Here is a 16,902-nt window from a genome sequence, read left to right as displayed (position 1 = left end):
TCTGAATGCATGGAGGTTACATTATCAGAATTGAATTAACACCATTTGCCGCCTACTCCGCCAACACCGCCGAAGCCAAAGCTACAAGCGATGATTACTAGAAGGATAAACAGAACCAAGATAGCCCCTACATTGTTTTCTCTACCAAATCCACCAACTCCGCAACCACTCATTGTTTCATGCACCTCCTTACGTTTTGACTACTCTGTAGGTTATGCGCCTCTGGAACAATGTGATTGGGCATTTGTTGCCATGGCAAGTAACTTCGGCATATGCCTATAATTATGGACAAGTGCTCAGAAAGTACTAGATATTCGCCGTGACAGAGTATGGAAGGTGCGGGCAATCTGCAAATATGCGCAAACGCACAATTTTCCCATCAGCCTATACATCTTGCGCAAATATACATAGGATACTGTACCTTAATAAAAAGGAGATGAAAAAATGAACTATGCAGCGAACGTTTCTGGAGGAGCTAATTCTCACTTCCCTGTAGGAGGTGCACATCATCACAATCATTGTGGTCCAGTTGTAGGCGGATGCAGCAACAACGTTGGAGCCATCCTAGTACTCTTCATTTTATTGGTTATCATCACGCGTGCTTTCTTGTTCTAAATCATTGCATAAATGAGCGTTTAAGCGTGTCCACAAGCTGAAATAGCATGAAAATCCCCAAGCGATGTTCGCTTGGGGATTTTACATGATATAGAAGTGTTATGATTAGTCACGAACTTCAGCAATTAGTTCAATTTCAACTGGCGTATGGAAAGGCAAGTCGCTAGTTCCAATAGCTGAACGAGCGTGACGACCGTTTTCTCCGAATACCTCGATAAGCAGATCAGAAGCGCCGTTAATGACGTAAGGTTGGTCGCCAAATCCAGGTGCGCTGTTAACGAAAGCAAGGATTTTAACGATTTTTACAACGCGATCCAAATCGCCAAGATGAGCTTTCATAGCAGCAAGCAAGTTAATAACAACTTGGCGAGCAGCTTCTTGACCTTGCTCAATCGTTAGGTCAGAGCCAACTTTACCTTCATACATAAGTACACCATCAATACGGCAATCGAAGCCGGACGTGTAAATAAGGTTGCCTGTTTGGTTAACTGGCTTGTAAAGAAATTTTGGTTCAGTAGTTGCTGGCAATGTAATTCCTAGCTCAGCAAGGCGTTGTTCGATTTTTGACATAGTAGTTAGCTCCTTTTAAATTGTATTATTTGTGCTTGCTATCCGTTAAATCGAACAGCAATGTTGTGCGCGAATGAGTGAACCTTCACGTTTATGCGTATGAACACCATGTTGCATCGTAAGCTGACCATTTACAACGACATGGGAAATACCAGTAGGGAATTGACGAGGATCTGCGAAGGTAGCAGTATCCTGAATCGTGTCCATATCGAACACAGTAATATCAGCAAGATAACCTGGAACGATTAGACCGCGTTTGCCCAGCTTGAAGCGCTGTACTGGGAATGAAGTGAGCTTGCGAACAGCTTGCTCCAGCGACAGAACCTTATCTTCACGAACATATTTGGCAAATACACGAGGGAAAGTGCCATACGTACGTGGATGAGGCTTGCCGATTTCACAATTCAGGCTGTCTGATGCGATCAAAGATTTTTCGTATGCGATAACTTGCTTCACATCATCATCTGACATATGGAAATAGACGATTGCGATCTGTCCATTCTCCTCCAGAAGCAAATCCATCATGCAATCAACGGGATGTTGACCACGTATCTCTGCAACTTCAGCGATATGTTTGCCTTCAAGTGATTTGTTCGCTTCGGATTGAACAGCAGAGATAACGATACTATTCCAACCAGTAGAACAAACGAGATTATCCCAATGCTGTTGTTCATGACTGAGTTCTTCCTTAATTCGTGCTCTTAGTGAAGGGTTGCGGAACGCTTCCAATGTTGCTTCGATACCGCCTTCTAGAACCCATGGTGGAAGAACGGTAGTTAGTGTCGTTGAACCAGCATTGTATGGATATACATCAACCGTAACATCCATACCACGTGCACGTGCATTTTCGACAAGCTCTAGCGCTTCCAGCACTTTACCCCAGTTGGCTTTGCCAGCAGCCTTCAAATGACTGATGTGAAGGGAGATGCCGGCACGTTCTGCGATCCAAATAACCTCAGCAACGGACGGCAGCAGATTGTTTCCTTCTCCGCGAATATGGGTAGAGAACAAGCCATTGTATTTTGGTAGAACGCTGCACAGCTCTACTAATTCTTCTCGTGAAGTATAGCTTCCCGGTGCATAGAGTAGACCAATTGATAGACCAATGGCGCCAGCACGAAGGCCTTCTTCTAGCAATTCTTTCATCCGTGCAATCTCTGCTGAATTAGCAGGACGATTCTCAAACCCCATAACAGCAATACGCAGAGCACCATGTGCAACATACGTAGCGATATGTTCGGAAGGTTGGGAGCGGGCGACAAAATCCATATACTGACCGACAGTCTCCCAAGGCCATTCCCAGCTTGTACTGCCTAATACAGGCTGAACATAGGTTTGCAGCAGCTCCGCTTTGCTGCGGACGAATGGTGCAGGCGCTAAGCCGCAGTTGCCTACAACTTCTGTTGTCACACCCTGCTGAAGCTTAATATCACTATGGGGATGATCGATAATCATGAGATCGGAGTGACAATGACCATCTATGAAGCCAGGTGAAATAATTTTGCGATTTACATCAATAACGTTATGAGCTTCTTGATCGATTTGTCCAACAGAGACGATAACACCGTCTTTTACACCGACATCTCCCAGGTACCAAGGATTGCCGCTGCCATCTACGATTTTTCCATTTTTCAATACTAAATCCAACATGTTTTACTAAGCTCCTCTCTCATATCAACCCTACTCTAGTAGTCCCCGAGCGGCTACTGCTACTTTAGAAAGCTCGCCATCGGAATTTTGGAGATAAACAAAGTTATGCAAGTTTACAGTACTGCAGATATGGTTAGGAATAATGGCGATCACGTCACCAACTTTATACTCGCTGCTTGGGCTAACACGAATGACACCATGTTCTTCGTTCATACGTTCGAATATAGCCTCGTCATCCCCAACGATATGTCCGAAGCCTGCTAGATTAAGCGGTGCTTTGTCAGGCTGTACATCGGTTGCAAATGTTTTGCTTCCGCCATCGATAACGATACGTTCAGGAGTTGGGCGACTAACTACAGTTGCCCATACTGCTCCCGCACATTCTTCGAGGGAGCAAATATTAAACGCAGCTTGCATCCGATCTTGATAAATATAAGTACCAGGGCGAACTTCGGTAATCCCTTCAATCTCAGCGGCATACAGGGCTGTTGGTGAAGATCCTACACTTATATCCTTAATATCAAGTCCCTCAGCACGAAGAGCTTCGGCTACGGCTACCATGATTTGCCCTTCTTCATGTCCAGCAGCTCGCAAATCCATCGTAGGCGCACCGCCTAGCATAGCGCCACGATAGGTGAATATGCCTGTTAGATTAACGCCTTCCAGCACTGCAATTTCCTTCGCAAGTAACGCAGCTGATGAAGCTGCTACGCCAGTACGATTAAGACCAGATTCAATTTCTAGGCGAGCTTCAAGTGTTACTCCATGCTGGGTGGCTACTTCGGATATACGCTTCGCACCATCTAGGCTATCGACTCCTATAATTAGACGGATGCCAGACGCAGTAAGCTTGACAGCGCGTTCAAGCTTGCTAGCAGCAACGATGGGATAGGCTACGAAAATATCTTTAACTCCGCCAGCTGCCATCACTTCTGCCTCTGCAATTTTGGCTACTGTAATGCCAGTCGCTCCAGCTTTCAGTTGGCGAAGCGCCATCTCAGGAAGCTTATGCGTCTTCGCATGAGGACGAAGCTCAATTCCGATTCGACTAATCGTTTCAGCCATCCCTTTAATATTGCGGTCCACCATATCACTATTAATAACGACACACGGTGTTTCGAATAAGACGTTTGTGCTTATGTTTTGGCTCATTCCTTAGAACCTCCCAAGTCATCGGATGATTTTGATTCTTCTAAATAGTTGTATAGTGTAAACTTGGATATACCTAAATAGCTGCATATTTTCTCGCCAGACTTCTTTATAAGGAAGGCACCTTTCTGGTCAAGCAGTTGAATCAGTCTTATTTTATCTTCTTTACTCATAAGTGCTGGCGGTCTGCCAATAATCTCTTGCGTTTCTTGCAACAACGTATCGAGAAGCTCGTTCACATTGCTTACGAATGATTCTCGTATAGGCTGAAGGCCGCTTGCTGTCAAAGATTGCAGCGTTCTTTCTGCCATCATCAGATCGGTAATATCAAAGTTAATGCATACCGCTCCAATTATCGTTCCTTCATTGTTCTTCACATACATAGAAGTAGAACGAAGGATACGTCCGTCTGCCGTTTGGGTGACGTAGTTATGGCGATTGTCGCCTTCTGACGTGCCGCGCATAATTTCTAAGCCCAAGTTGGTTCCAGGGTCCCCTACGTTGCGACCAGTAACATGACCATTCTCTATAGCGACGATAGTACTTTCATAGGGCTTTGACCAGTCATGGATAACAACTTCGCAATTTTCACCGAATTGTGCGGTAATACCTTTGGCAAGCTCGGAGAAAAATAAAAATTCCTGCGAGATAGATTCCATTTCATGTCCCCTTTTCACACTATCAACCTTTTCTTTGACCACATGGTACACCTATACGACTGAAAAATCAAACAAAAAATTTGTTAATCTAAAAAAAAGTATGATAGGATTCGATTAATATAGTAAGCTGCCATCTTGGTAATGATAAAACGATGAAATTACGAGGGAATGAGGAGTGCCGATGCGCTGGATTAGCAGCTCTTTGAAGAGGAAGCTATCGACTTTATTGCTTTTTTCCGTATTAATTCCGTTACTTGCCTTAGGACTGTTCGCATATAACATGGCTTCTACAACAACAGAAGAAAAGGCCAAGCAATCGGGCACAAGTATTTTGCGGCAAATAAGTATGAACCTGGAATTTATCGTTCATGATATCGAGAATATGTCATTGTTTATGATTGGTCAAAAAGACATCCAAAAGTTTCTAAGCAGTGAGGATGTTGATCCGATTAAGCAAACGCAAATGATTGAGTTTCTTTCTAATTTGGTCTACTCAAAGGGTTATATTTCGGATATAACGATATATCCTCTCAATAAATACCCGCCTGTTTCTAACGCAACAATCTTTGACACGGGGCTTACAGGCGACGATGATCAGCGTATTTCACAGTATCAATCGGAAACAAAATTTTGGACTGCGAGATATAAGACAGATACCGCTTCGGGCCCAAAGCAGGTTATATCGTTAATAAGACCGATTCGCAGCTTGAATAGTTTCAGACAATTGGGGACGCTTGTCATTAGCTTGGATGAGAAGGCGATATCGCAAATTTTGCGACAAGCAAACTTGCCGGGCAGCGGGGAAGTAGTGCTTTCGAACAAGGATGGCTCTATTTTGTCCAGTACGAGAAATGAGTTAATAGATGATAACATCGAAGCGATGTTGCCTGGTTTTCAGCTGAATGGACGTTCAGGTTGGCTGAATTATGGGGAGGGCGATGAGAAACAAACGCTACTGTATGATTCCGTTGGTGATGTTGGCTGGACACTTACTGGTATTATGCCATTTGCGGAGTATCGTAATCAGAATAGCTATGTACTAAAGCTGATGGCTGTTGTTATTGTTGTCTCTGTACTGCTAGTATCGGTTCTTGTCCTTTATTTCGTTCAGCGTGTGACGAACCCACTTATTATGCTGACGCAATTTATGAAACATTCTAATCCCGATGAGCCGTTGCAAACGTATCCAGTTGCGACGATGGATGAAGTCGGACAATTGGTTCGGAGCTACAATAAGCTGAGTGATCGGATCGAGCATCTGACTCATCAAGTAAAGCAAGAAGAGTCTTATAAGAAGGAAGCAGATATGCAGGCTTTGCAAGCGCAAATTAATCCTCATTTCCTTTATAACACCCTGTCATCCATCCACTGGATGGCACTTATGAATAAGGATGAAAAAATAGCCGATATGGTAGGAAGCTTAAGCGATTTCCTTAGATTTAGTTTGAATAAGGGTGAAGAATTTTGTTCTGTTGATCAGGAGGTGGCTCATGCTATGCATTACGCTAATATTCAATCCATTCGTTTCCCTGGAAAATTCAAGCTTCAAATGGATATTGAACCTGAATTGTTGCAAACAAGGATGCTTAAGTTGCTTCTCCAGCCATTAATCGAAAATGCCTTAATTCACGGTATACAGAAGCAGCCTGCGATGGGAGAAATTAAAGTAAGTGCAAAATTAGAGTCGCAGTGGATGCATTTTGCGGTAGAGGATACGGGTGTTGGGATGGATGAAACAAAGCTGAATGATATAAAGAGGGAACTCCATGCTCCGAATGATCAGAAGAAAGATCGGGAGAGACTAGAGCGTGGAAGCTATGGGCTACGTAATGTCCACCGCCGTCTACATTTGCATTATGGCTTAGAATCTGGACTGAAAATTGATAGTGAAATCAATAAAGGTACGTCCGTATCCTTCACAATTCCGTTTGACAACGAGGGAGGTAAGGACATCGAATGAAGCTGCTCATTGTAGATGATGAAGTGATCATACGAACGGGCTTATGTACAGTCATACCATGGGCTGATTATGGGTATGAGCTTCTTGAGCCAGCTGCTTCAGCGGAGGAGGCGATTGCCCGTTTGGATGCCGAGCAGCCGAATATAATTGTGACTGATATCCAAATGACGGGACTGACGGGTCTAGACTTGGCGAGGGAAGTTACGAAAAGGCTACCCGAAAGTGAAGTGATTATTCTATCTGGGTATGATCAATTCAAATATGCACAGAAGGCGATACAAGAAGGGGTTAGTGATTATTTGCTCAAAACTAGTCGTCCTGATGAAATTATGAGGGCAGTTGGCGGGGCGAGGCAACGAATTATTATGCGCGGGGAGTCTTTGAAGAGGGATCATCTGCGAGACGAAGTAATGGAGGGGCTTGTAACGGGTAGAGAATTCGACCAGTCTACTTGGATGCAAGCAAAGGTGCTGCTTCCGAAACTTATCCTTCATGAGCCGAATAGCTATTTGGTCTTAAAGATCGGTGCTGCGGGATGGGGAGAAGATAGCAGTATTCAGAAACTTCTATTGTTCGCTGTACATAATGTCATTAGTGAGCTCTTAGAAGGTGAAGCGGTTATTAGTGGCAAAAAAGTGGTGTTAGTAGTGAGACAAAGCGGTGACGTCTCTTCTCTAGAACAATTGGAAGTTGAGTTTGCGCGGATTGAAATGAAGCTAAAGTGCAAAATTTATGCAGGTGTTGGGCAATTAGCAGAGACCAAAGAGGGGTTGCCGCATGCCTATGATACAGCTTCTTATTGCTATTTGTTTCATGGATTACTCCCATTGAAGCGAGCTATTACTTATGAAGCTATTCAAGGAAGAAAAGGTGGAAAGACTCGCATATCACAAGAAGAAGAGCGCCAACTAACAGCTATTTTGGCACAACGAAACGAAGCGCATTTACGTATTTGGGTTGAAGCTATCATTGGGGCTCAGAAAGAAGACAATGAAACAACCCCGAATTCGCTTCTGTCTTACATTCAATCTGTATTGAGTTCAGCTAGGAATTTGCTGGGGTGGAAAAGTGATGGTAGCGAATCGACTCAACCTCTAGACAGCAACAATATCCTTTCATCGTTATGGAATCCAATCCCATTAGAACGTGTTACAACAAATGCCGATGAGTTATTGCTGGGACGATTATTGGAAATGATGAAGGCGGACCCGTTACTTTCAGAGCAGTTGAATATACCTCATATCAATCGTGCAATAACCTATATTCACGAGCATCTGAGCGAAAATCCTACACTTGAGCATGTTGCAAATTACGTTCAATTATCAGCCAGTCATTTCAGTGAAGTATTTCACCGAGAAACGGGACAGGAATATAGCCAGTATTTACAGCGTATAAGAACGGAGAAAACCAAATAACTTTTGGCTGAAAATGATTAAAAGCGGCAGTGAATCTGATATTTTCCCACCTTGTTGCCGAATTCTAACCCTGTCCATATTTTCCACATTTATTTATACTTGGATGATAGAAAAACATATAAGGGGAGGAAGCATGAGATGAAAAGGCTGATTTCTGCTATAATTCTGATGTCCCTACTTATTTCCGTAGTTACGGCATGCAACTCCCAAAAAAGCGGTTTTACAGGCGCTGAAGCAATAGATAAAGCAAACGAGAAAATAGAAATTTCGTTGTGGCATAACTTTACAGGAGATGATCTGCGTGCACAAACGATGCGAGCAATTATTGATGAATTTCAAGTAAAGAACCGCAATATAACCTTTAATATACAAGCGATTCCACCAGATGGTTATCGCTCAAGACTAAAGATAGTTGCTGCAGCTGACGAGATGCCGGATGTATTTGTCATGTGGAGCGGTGCGATGACGCAAGAATTTTCTTCTGCTGCATTGATTCAACCGATTAATGAGTTAATAGATGCCTATCCTATTTGGAGAGATGAATTTCTACCGAACTCATTAGAAGCCTTCACCGAAAATGGGAGTACCTACGCGGCTCCGATGGGACTGTCTCCAACATCAATTTTGTATTATAACAAAAAAGTATTAGAGCAAAACGATCTATGCGTGCCAAAAACATGGGATGAGTTAATGCATGCTATAAAAAAGTTGAATGACAATGGTATTACTCCGATTGCATTGGGAAATAAAGCTGCTTGGCCTGCACAATCCAGTATTTTCAGCACGTTGGCAGATCGTGTGACGGGTACGGAGTGGTTTATGAAGGCTGCGAAGCAGGATGGAGCAAGCTTCACTGATCCAGTATTTGTAGAGGCTTTGACCTATATGAAAAAACTAGCAGAAGCGGATGCATTTCAAAAGGACTATAACTCGATCGATAATATACAGATGGAGCTTATGTTCGCACAAGGCAAAGCAGCAATGATGATAGATGGTGGTTGGGCAGTGACGAAACTTGCTGCCAACACTACGAAAGAAGTAATGAACGAGATGGGAGCAACCGTATTTCCAACCATACCTGGAGGTAAAGGTGATCCAAATACGTTAGCTGGAGTAGTAGGCTCTGGCATGGCGCTTGGCAAAGATGCGCTTGGAGCTAAGAAGGAAGCTGCTCTGAAGCTGATTTATGCAATGTCAGGCCCCGAAGCTCAAAGACGTACACTTGAAAGTAATCAGTTGGTAAGTTATAAAATTGATCTCGATAAAAGTAAAGTTTCACCGATCTTCGCGGAGGTTTATGACCTGGTGAATAGTGTTCGATTGACGCCTGTTTACGACGGTGTATTAACATCTGGAAGTTCAGAAGCTGTTAATAACGGACTGCAAGAGCTGCTTGCAGGCGGAGATCCAAAGGAGATCGCAGAGAAAATTCAAGAGGCCCATAAGAAGGCGTTGGCACAAGGGAGTTATAACTATGATAATAAATCACAATAACGGGGAGCAGGTCTCTAAACCAACACCTGTACACTTACTGTCTGGTTTTCTCGGCAGCGGGAAAACAACTCTTTTGACAGAAATATTGTCTCATTACAAAAGTTTAGGACTTAAACCTGCTGTCATAATGAATGAGCTTGGCGATATTAATTTGGATGGTGAGCTTGTAGACAAAGAAGTTCCTATGGCGGAGATGCTAAGCGGATGTATTTGCTGTTCTATCCGAGGGGATCTTGGTATTGAGATCGGTAGATTGGTGGAGTTGCATAAACCTGATGTTATCATCATTGAATCTACAGGAGCAGCAAATCCAATGGAAACGCTAGATAGTGTGACGGATGCTGCAATGTACCAATTGATTGCTTTAAACTCAGTTATTACAGTAGTTGATGGGCCTGAGCTGCTTGCGAGAAGTCGCAAAGGAAAAGGAAAGACGTTTAAGTTGATGCGAGATCAGATTCGGACAGCAACTACGCTTCTGCTCAATAAAAGCGATAAGCTTGGGGCGGAAGAACTTGTAGAAGCACAGCAAATGTTGAGAGAAATGAACAAACATGCGGAAATTACGGCAACTGTTCGTTGCCAGTTAAAGGATTGGAGCTGGCTGGCAGAAGCTGATTATCAAGACACGAAGATGGAACAACTAACGGGTACAGAATCAAGTGAGCTGTCACATCATCATCATTCCCATGAACATGTAATGGTCGTGACCCATTATTTCAGTGGAGCTGTCAGCAGTAAAGCATTTGAGGAATTGTTACGGCGATTGCCTGATAATATTTATAGAGCGAAAGGTATAGTCTCTTTTTCAGATACTTCAGCAACTAGTCGATTTTTATTTCAATATGCTTATAAAGAATCTGATTTTATACGTATTGAGCCGCAGGGTAAAGTTAATGATGTTGCGGTGTTTATAGGTGAACATTTCTCAAAGGAATGGCTGCTCTCTGAATTGAAAGCATTAGAGTCGCAGTCATAATTTGCAGAATCATGTCTAATCATATGTACGTATGGGCAAAATAATCCAGAAAAGATCGATGGATTAGAATGGTTGTCTATGTATTTATGATATAGAAGGATGGTTATGCAACCGATGTATAAAAAAATGTATGTGACTCTAACGGCAGCTGTTGTTATAGCTGCTTCTTTTACTTATTCAGCACAGCCTGTAAAAGCTGAACGATTGATAGCGAAGTCATTTTTTGAGGGACCAATCCATCTAGAGGACGCAGAACATAAGCATCATCAGGGCGGAATGTCTCGCGAGAAATTTGAGGCGTATCGATTGAAAAAGCTACAGGAGATGGCAGTCTACTTCAACATCCCAACTGAAGGGAAGACAGCTCAGCAGCTCAAGCATGAACTAAACATAGCAAAAGAAACAAATAAGGAAAAGTGGGAAGCTTTCAAGCGTGAGCATGAAGCGAAGCGATTGGAGCATCTTCGAAGGATAGCCCAAAAACATGGCATCGCTACGGATGGGAAATCAGCAAAGCAACTTCATGAAGAGTTGGTTAAATTACATGGCGACAATGAAAAGAAATAGAAATAATAATGAATAATAGCAAGGGAACTGCCTTAATTTCAGGTAGTTCCCTTTGCTGCTTTCCATACAATTTGACGATAAAGACACAACAAAATGTATAAAATCACTTGCTCCTAACGTTACGTCAAGTGATATGCTCAAAGCAGATAAACAAGGAGGGAACACAAATGGACGTTAAACCGTTTATTAAATTAATTGGTAAGCATATGCCGGCAAAGTGGCTGGTAGCTGTCGCAGTCATTCTTGGACTTGGTGAAACGATATTATCGTTGTTTATTCCATTGTTAACAAAAACGTTAGTAGAACAAGTTTCAAATTCCGCACTTGAGACAATGACTATCGTTTTACTTGGATCAGTATTCGTCTTACAAACAGCGATGTCAGGCTTTTCTGTCTACACCATGTATTATGTAGGACAGTATATGATTAGCGGGCTTCGTAAGGAAGTATGGGGACATGTACTTCGTTTGCCGGTACCATTTTTCGATCGTAACACGTCAGGAGAAACAATGAGTCGTGTCACCAACGATACGAATGTCATTAAAGACTTTATTGTAGGACATGTCATTTCGTTCTTAGGCGGTATCGTTTCCATTATCGGGGGCGTCGTCATTTTGTTCTATATTGATTGGAGAATGACATTGCTAATGCTTGTTGCAGTGCCAATTTCTCTTCTTGTTTTGTGGCCATTAGGCAGTAAAATGTTCAAAATATCAAAGGCGATGCAAGACGAGACAGCACATTTCCAAGGCGATTTGGGTCGGGTGCTTGCAGAGATTAGACTCGTAAAAGCTTCGCTTGCTGAGAAAGAAGAGTATAACCAAGGTAAAACTCGCATCAGCAGTTTATTCCGATTTGGCTTGCAGGAAGCGAAAATATTATCCATTGTTACCCCATTAATGATGACCGTTATGCTTCTTATTCTAGTGATGCTAATTGGATATGGTGGCGTTAGAGTTGCTCAAGGATCAATTTCAACCGGGGAGCTAGTAGCAATCATCCTATATATGTTCCAGATTGTCATGCCGTTTACTCAAATGGCTTCTTTTTTCACACAGTTTCAAAAAGCGATGGGGGCGTCTGAACGTATTATTGAATTGATGGATGAAAAACCAGAGGAAGATAGCGATGCGATTGCAGGAAATAAAGTCAGTAGCAATGTCGTATCTATGAATAAGCAAGCGCTCGTTTTTGAAAACGTCAGCTTCTCTTATTCCCCGGATAGACCCATTTTACATTCCTTATCATTTAGAGCTGCACCCAGAGGCATGACCGCAATAGTAGGTCCGAGCGGTACAGGTAAAACGACGTTATTTTCGCTTATTGAAAGGTTCTACCAACCAACAGATGGGAGGATCGAATACGGCACAGAGGATATTGCATCGATGACACTAGATAACTGGAGGAAACGAATTGCATACGTATCTCAAGAAAGTCCAATGATGGCAGGATCCATACGTCATAATCTAACCTATGGCTTAGAACAAGTAAACGACAGCAAGCTGAAAGAAGCGTTGGAACAAGCTAATCTAAGTGAGTTTATGGATTCGTTGCCAGATGGTTTGGAAACAGAGGTAGGGGAGAGAGGCGTGAAGCTGTCCGGAGGGCAGCGGCAACGTCTTGCAATAGCAAGAGCACTGCTGCGTGACCCAGATATTCTGTTGTTAGATGAAGCGACGGCTCATTTAGATAGTGCCTCAGAGAAGTTGGTACAAGCAGCTCTGCAAGTTCTAATGAAGTCTAGAACAACGTTAGTTATCGCACATCGGCTGTCGACAATCATTAATGCGGATAGTATTGTCGTTCTTGAAAATGGAGCAGTGACAGGTCAAGGCACCCATACAGAGCTGCTTCAAACACATGAGTTATATGCGAAGCTTGTACAGCAGCAATTTATCGAAAATGAAGCATAATAGCATCATCAAAATAAGCAGCATCGGATGTAATAATCATCTGATGCTGCCTTTTTGGAAATATAACAGTTTATAAGTTTGATATCTTATAAATGGCTTATATTTCTCCGCGAAACGATAGCTATGCTTCCAAATGGCGGCTTTAGAGTTTTACGCTTGTGTGCGACTATTTGAAGTAGCTATTGAAAATGTCAGCAATGTCATCCTGCTGTTCGGAAATAGAGAATAGGACATAGTTTCCATTACGTATAATTTGATAGTTTTTTGCAAGTTCATATTGGTTAGGCAAGTAGAACTCAAACGACTTTTTCACGACTTCAGCACGGAATTTGAATGCTTCCTCTATCGTTTCGTAATTATCTCCGGACTTAAGTTTAACTATAGAATATTCACTGGAGGATAATATAATCATTGCTTGTTTGAATAGACTCTCTGACAGTAACTTGTCAGGATCAATATCGTTGTACATGTCAGGAATCATCGCTTTATCTACGTCCATTAACGATAAGTTTTTAATTTCTTTATCTATTTTTGCAGCAATGTCGGATATCGCAACATTATCCTTACCGCCGTTAGGAGCTGGTTTTCCAGTCGGCTTAGGAGTTGGATTCGGTTTAGAAGGTTTCTCCGTAGGTTTTGGTGTAGGCTTAGTTATTGGCTTTTCGGATGGCTTTAAAGTTGGTTTTTGAGATGGTTTGATCTCTGGTTTCTGGGTCGGTTTAGCAGTAGGCTTAACGTTTGGTTCTTTGGTAGGTGCTTGTGTTGCTGGGTTAGACGACTCCGTTGGTGGAGCAATAGTCGCAGGTGGGACCGTTGGGGTTGGCACCGTTGTTGGCTCTGGGGCTCCGCCTGTTGTAGCTGACTCGTCTGAGGGGCTTGCTGTTGGAGAACTTGTAGCGGCAACATTGTCGCCATTCGTCTTATTATTGCTTGCAGATTGATTGGAATCACCACAGCCAGTAGCAATAATCGATACTGCTACGATAAAAGAAGCTAGTTTGAGAAGTTTGCTCTTGTTGTTTGTCATGTTGGTCTCCTAGAGTTTGATGAGTGATATAAACTTTCAAAGATGTAGACGAGGGATGAGATGCTAAGGTTGCATACGAAAATACTATATGAAGAACATTGTAATCAACCGCACATGGTGCTCAAATGGATTGGACATCCCATGAATAGGGTGATGTGCTACTTTCGATTGGCACCCAAATCTATATGAATAAAACAGGTAAATAATACCGACGATATACATAAGGCTTACCAATTCATGAAAGATCGAAAAATTGAGCTTGCTACCGATATAGAGAATGGTCATTGGTTTAATTTCAAAGATCCGGACGGTAACATGTTGATAACTTGTATGTAATAGTTTCAATCATATTGTTGCAATAAAGGAGAATGATTTTTGAATCAATAAAGCGACAGTCAAGACATTATTAACATGTCTTGAACTGCCGCTGTGTCTTAAAATATTTTGTTGAGAGTGCGTTTATCAGTTACCGCACTCTCGTGATACTATATTAAACAGCCTGCAAGCCAGCTTGGTTTAGTAAATTCCATGGCTTGTTATAATGAGGCTGGAAGAAGAAGTCGACAAAGCTGAGTTCATCCATCGTCATACCTTTTTGGATACAAACCGAAAGGGTATTGATCGACTGTGTCATATCGACCTTCGAGAATAGTTGAGCACCAATAATTCGTCCTGTTTCCGCTTCGTAAACCACTTTTAACGTGACGGCTTCATAAGTTGGCATAAACTCTAGACGGTAGTTGTCTACAATTGTGACTTTTTTCACATTCATACCTGCCTCAAGAGCAGCCGTTTCTGTCATCCCAGTTGCGGCAATGTTATAGTCATATATTTTGATACCCGAAGTACCTTGTGTACCCAAGTATTTAATCGTTGGTTCCATCAAGTTTCTTGCTACAAGTGTTCCCATCCGTACAGCGTTGGTAGCTAGCGGAATGTAGGCATGATCACCTGTCGGATTGTAATGGACGGCACAGCTATCTCCAGCAGCGAAAATGTCCGGGTTGCTCGTACGCATATAGTCGTCCACGAGGATTGCACCATTTGGAAGCATATCAATTTGTCCCTTTAATAGCTCTGTGTTTGGACGGAAACCGACACATAGGACGACAAGATCTGTTTCATATTGTCCAGCAGTGGTCAGGACAGTTGTAACTTTGCCGTGCTCATCTCCAACGAACGATGTCACCATCTGTCCAAGTGCTAGCTGAACGCCTCGCTCAACAAGAGCTTGTTCGGTTACGTCTGTAATTTCTTTGTCTAAATATTTGTACAATACACGATCCATATTATCGATTAATGTAACCTCTTTGCCAAGCATCTCGAATGCTTCTACAAGTTCGACTCCAATGTAGCCTGCACCAATGACAGTAATTCGATTCGCTGTTTTAGCTTTTTCAATAATAGTTTGTGCATGGTTATAGTTTTTGCAAAGGACAACATTTTCTAAATTGATACCATCCATCCCCGGAATAATCGGCCACGATCCAGTTGTGACAACAAGCTTATCATAGCTATGGGTCGTTTGCTCGCCAGTTGTTAGATTACGTGCTTCAATCGTTTTGGCTGCTGCATCAACGTTTAACACATCATGGCGCATAAGTGTTGTTACACCAAGTTCGGCTAACTGCTGGGGCGATGCATAGAACAACTCCTGAGCATTCTTCACAACCCCACCAACATGAAGCGCAATTCCACACGATAGGAAAGAGATGTTGTCATTCCGTTCAAAAACAGTTATTTCAGCTTCAGGGTATAAACGAGCCATATTTGTAATGGCAGCAGTGCCAGCATGCGTACATCCAATAACAGCAATTTTTGTTTTCATCGTATTTCCTCCTTTGGGTGAGTGGGGCGCGGAAACTTGCAGCTGAGCTATGCCCTACTAGGTGAATTATTTCACAACCTATTTTATAGTGTGAAAACATTCACAATCTTTTCTTGTTACTAGCATATGATATTTTTGCGGAAATGACAATGACTTTTTTGTGACTTTTTTCACAAAGTATTTTGTGAGTCTCCGACAAGATCGGAAGATCTCTTCCTAACCGGCAATCATGACCCAAATCTGTCGTGTAATTAGTAGCGTACTAACTCCAATAAACAGCGGTTTTACATAACATGCACCTTGACGAATTGCGACACGGGAACCTACTAATGAGCCCAATACCATAGCTGCACCCATCAAAAGTCCGATTCCATAGGATACCGAGCTGAGACAAATAAATACGACTAGACTGCATACATTGCTTGTTAAATTAAGCAATTTAGCATTGCCAGCTGCTTTCACGAAGTCAAGCCCAAGAATAAGAAAGGCGAATATAAGAAATGAGCCTGTACCCGGTCCAAAAAAGCCATCATAGCTGCCGAGGAGAAGTGCTGTTACTGCCATTGCAATCCAGCTCCGCTTGGAGTGAGAGCGAAATGTAGCAATCGAACCCCAGTCACGACGAAATAGTGTATAGATCGTAACAATTATAAGTAGAACGATCACTAGTGGACGCAGCCATTCGGAAGGCACGAACTGTACAAGCAATGTTCCTGTAATCGCTCCTATTGCGGCTAGGGGAACTAGCTTGCTTGTCATTTTAAGGTCGATATTCCCTGATCGAAGAAATGTAATTGTGCTTGTCAGTGAAGACATTGTTCCTGCTAGCTTATTCGTCCCAAGTGCTAAATGGGGTGGAAGACCAGCGGCGAGAAGAGCCGGCAAAGCGATGAGTCCGCCTCCGCCTACAACGGAATCAATAAATGCTGCGAGAAAACCTCCAACTACAATAATAATTATGATCTCCCAAGTTAGCTCAATACCCATCAGCGTATCAACATTCCTTCTCCACGAGGTCCGATTATAGTACAAGGCAACATCATACCGTAAATTGTTTCACTTAGCTATATGAAATT

The 16,902-nt window shown here is 42.6% G+C and carries 16 protein-coding genes; 8 read left to right on the top strand and 8 right to left on the bottom strand.

Annotated features, from left to right (window positions below):
- Window positions 1-35: 35 nt before the first annotated feature.
- Window positions 36-173 carry a YjcZ family sporulation protein gene (locus tag MFF31_RS03095; protein ID WP_238186664.1) on the bottom strand — a complete coding sequence of 46 codons (138 nt, stop codon included), beginning with the start codon at window positions 171-173 and terminating at the stop codon, window positions 36-38.
- A gap of 271 nt (window positions 174-444) precedes the next feature.
- Here MFF31_RS03095 and MFF31_RS03090 point away from each other — a divergent pair, with 271 nt between their 5' ends.
- A complete protein-coding gene (locus tag MFF31_RS03090) occupies window positions 445-615 on the top strand; it encodes a hypothetical protein (protein WP_238186663.1) in 171 nt (56 codons plus the stop codon).
- Between the two features lie 105 nt (window positions 616-720).
- On the opposite strand, the gene MFF31_RS03085 is transcribed toward MFF31_RS03090, so the two are convergent.
- Genes MFF31_RS03085 through MFF31_RS03070 form a run of 4 tightly spaced genes read right to left on the bottom strand, consistent with a single transcriptional unit; the run spans window position 721 to window position 4,643 of the window.
- Window positions 721-1,185, bottom strand: a complete 465-nt coding sequence (locus MFF31_RS03085) for a RidA family protein (RefSeq protein WP_238186662.1) — start codon at window positions 1,183-1,185, stop codon at window positions 721-723.
- Between the two features lie 45 nt (window positions 1,186-1,230).
- Window positions 1,231-2,835, bottom strand: a complete 1,605-nt coding sequence (locus MFF31_RS03080; protein WP_238186661.1) for an N-acyl-D-amino-acid deacylase family protein — start codon at window positions 2,833-2,835, stop codon at window positions 1,231-1,233.
- 30 nt (window positions 2,836-2,865) lie between these two features.
- Window positions 2,866-3,987 carry an alanine racemase gene (locus MFF31_RS03075; protein WP_238186660.1) on the bottom strand — a complete coding sequence of 374 codons (1,122 nt, stop codon included), beginning with the start codon at window positions 3,985-3,987 and terminating at the stop codon, window positions 2,866-2,868.
- Window positions 3,984-4,643 carry a helix-turn-helix transcriptional regulator gene (locus MFF31_RS03070; RefSeq protein WP_238186659.1) on the bottom strand — a complete coding sequence of 220 codons (660 nt, stop codon included), beginning with the start codon at window positions 4,641-4,643 and terminating at the stop codon, window positions 3,984-3,986. The genes MFF31_RS03075 and MFF31_RS03070 overlap by 4 nt, the downstream gene beginning before the upstream one ends.
- 181 nt (window positions 4,644-4,824) lie before the next feature.
- Between MFF31_RS03070 and MFF31_RS03065 the strand changes: the two genes are divergently transcribed.
- The 6 genes from MFF31_RS03065 (at window position 4,825) to MFF31_RS03040 (ending at window position 12,971) form a co-directional block, all read left to right on the top strand.
- Window positions 4,825-6,603 carry a cache domain-containing sensor histidine kinase gene (locus MFF31_RS03065; protein ID WP_238186658.1) on the top strand — a complete coding sequence of 593 codons (1,779 nt, stop codon included), beginning with the start codon at window positions 4,825-4,827 and terminating at the stop codon, window positions 6,601-6,603.
- The gene (locus MFF31_RS03060) at window positions 6,600-8,018 is read left to right on the top strand and encodes a response regulator (RefSeq protein WP_238186657.1); all 1,419 of its coding nucleotides are present in this window, start codon (window positions 6,600-6,602) and stop codon (window positions 8,016-8,018) included. Before MFF31_RS03065 ends, MFF31_RS03060 begins: the two co-directional genes overlap by 4 nt.
- 138 nt (window positions 8,019-8,156) lie before the next feature.
- On the top strand, window positions 8,157-9,512 hold the full coding sequence (locus tag MFF31_RS03055) for an extracellular solute-binding protein (RefSeq protein ID WP_238186656.1): 1,356 nt from the start codon (window positions 8,157-8,159) through the stop codon (window positions 9,510-9,512).
- A complete protein-coding gene (locus MFF31_RS03050) occupies window positions 9,493-10,491 on the top strand; it encodes a CobW family GTP-binding protein (protein ID WP_238186655.1) in 999 nt (332 codons plus the stop codon). The genes MFF31_RS03055 and MFF31_RS03050 overlap by 20 nt, the downstream gene beginning before the upstream one ends.
- 105 nt (window positions 10,492-10,596) lie before the next feature.
- Complete coding sequence (locus tag MFF31_RS03045; protein ID WP_238186654.1) at window positions 10,597-11,058, top strand: hypothetical protein; 462 nt, start codon at window positions 10,597-10,599, stop codon at window positions 11,056-11,058.
- A gap of 167 nt (window positions 11,059-11,225) precedes the next feature.
- A complete protein-coding gene (locus MFF31_RS03040) occupies window positions 11,226-12,971 on the top strand; it encodes an ABC transporter ATP-binding protein (protein WP_238186653.1) in 1,746 nt (581 codons plus the stop codon).
- A gap of 166 nt (window positions 12,972-13,137) precedes the next feature.
- Here the strand turns inward: MFF31_RS03040 and MFF31_RS03035 are convergent, their stop codons facing one another.
- Window positions 13,138-13,998 carry a DUF4358 domain-containing protein gene (locus tag MFF31_RS03035; RefSeq protein ID WP_238186652.1) on the bottom strand — a complete coding sequence of 287 codons (861 nt, stop codon included), beginning with the start codon at window positions 13,996-13,998 and terminating at the stop codon, window positions 13,138-13,140.
- Between the two features lie 189 nt (window positions 13,999-14,187).
- Here MFF31_RS03035 and MFF31_RS25360 point away from each other — a divergent pair, with 189 nt between their 5' ends.
- Window positions 14,188-14,334 carry a VOC family protein gene (locus tag MFF31_RS25360; protein WP_375541296.1) on the top strand — a complete coding sequence of 49 codons (147 nt, stop codon included), beginning with the start codon at window positions 14,188-14,190 and terminating at the stop codon, window positions 14,332-14,334.
- 154 nt (window positions 14,335-14,488) lie between these two features.
- Here MFF31_RS25360 and MFF31_RS03030 read toward each other — a convergent pair whose 3' ends face one another.
- Both MFF31_RS03030 and MFF31_RS03025 read right to left on the bottom strand, forming a co-directional pair.
- Window positions 14,489-15,826, bottom strand: coding sequence for an FAD-dependent oxidoreductase (locus tag MFF31_RS03030; protein ID WP_238186651.1), 1,338 nt, complete (start codon window positions 15,824-15,826; stop codon window positions 14,489-14,491).
- Window positions 15,827-16,042: 216 nt separating this feature from the next.
- Window positions 16,043-16,813, bottom strand: coding sequence for a TSUP family transporter (locus MFF31_RS03025; RefSeq protein WP_238186650.1), 771 nt, complete (start codon window positions 16,811-16,813; stop codon window positions 16,043-16,045).
- Window positions 16,814-16,902: the final 89 nt, after the last annotated feature.

Origin of the sequence: Paenibacillus sp. L3-i20 (genome assembly GCF_022180385.2) — a bacterium.
Taxonomy (GTDB): domain Bacteria; phylum Bacillota; class Bacilli; order Paenibacillales; family Paenibacillaceae; genus Pristimantibacillus.
This window is presented reverse-complemented; position numbering and strand designations above follow the sequence as displayed.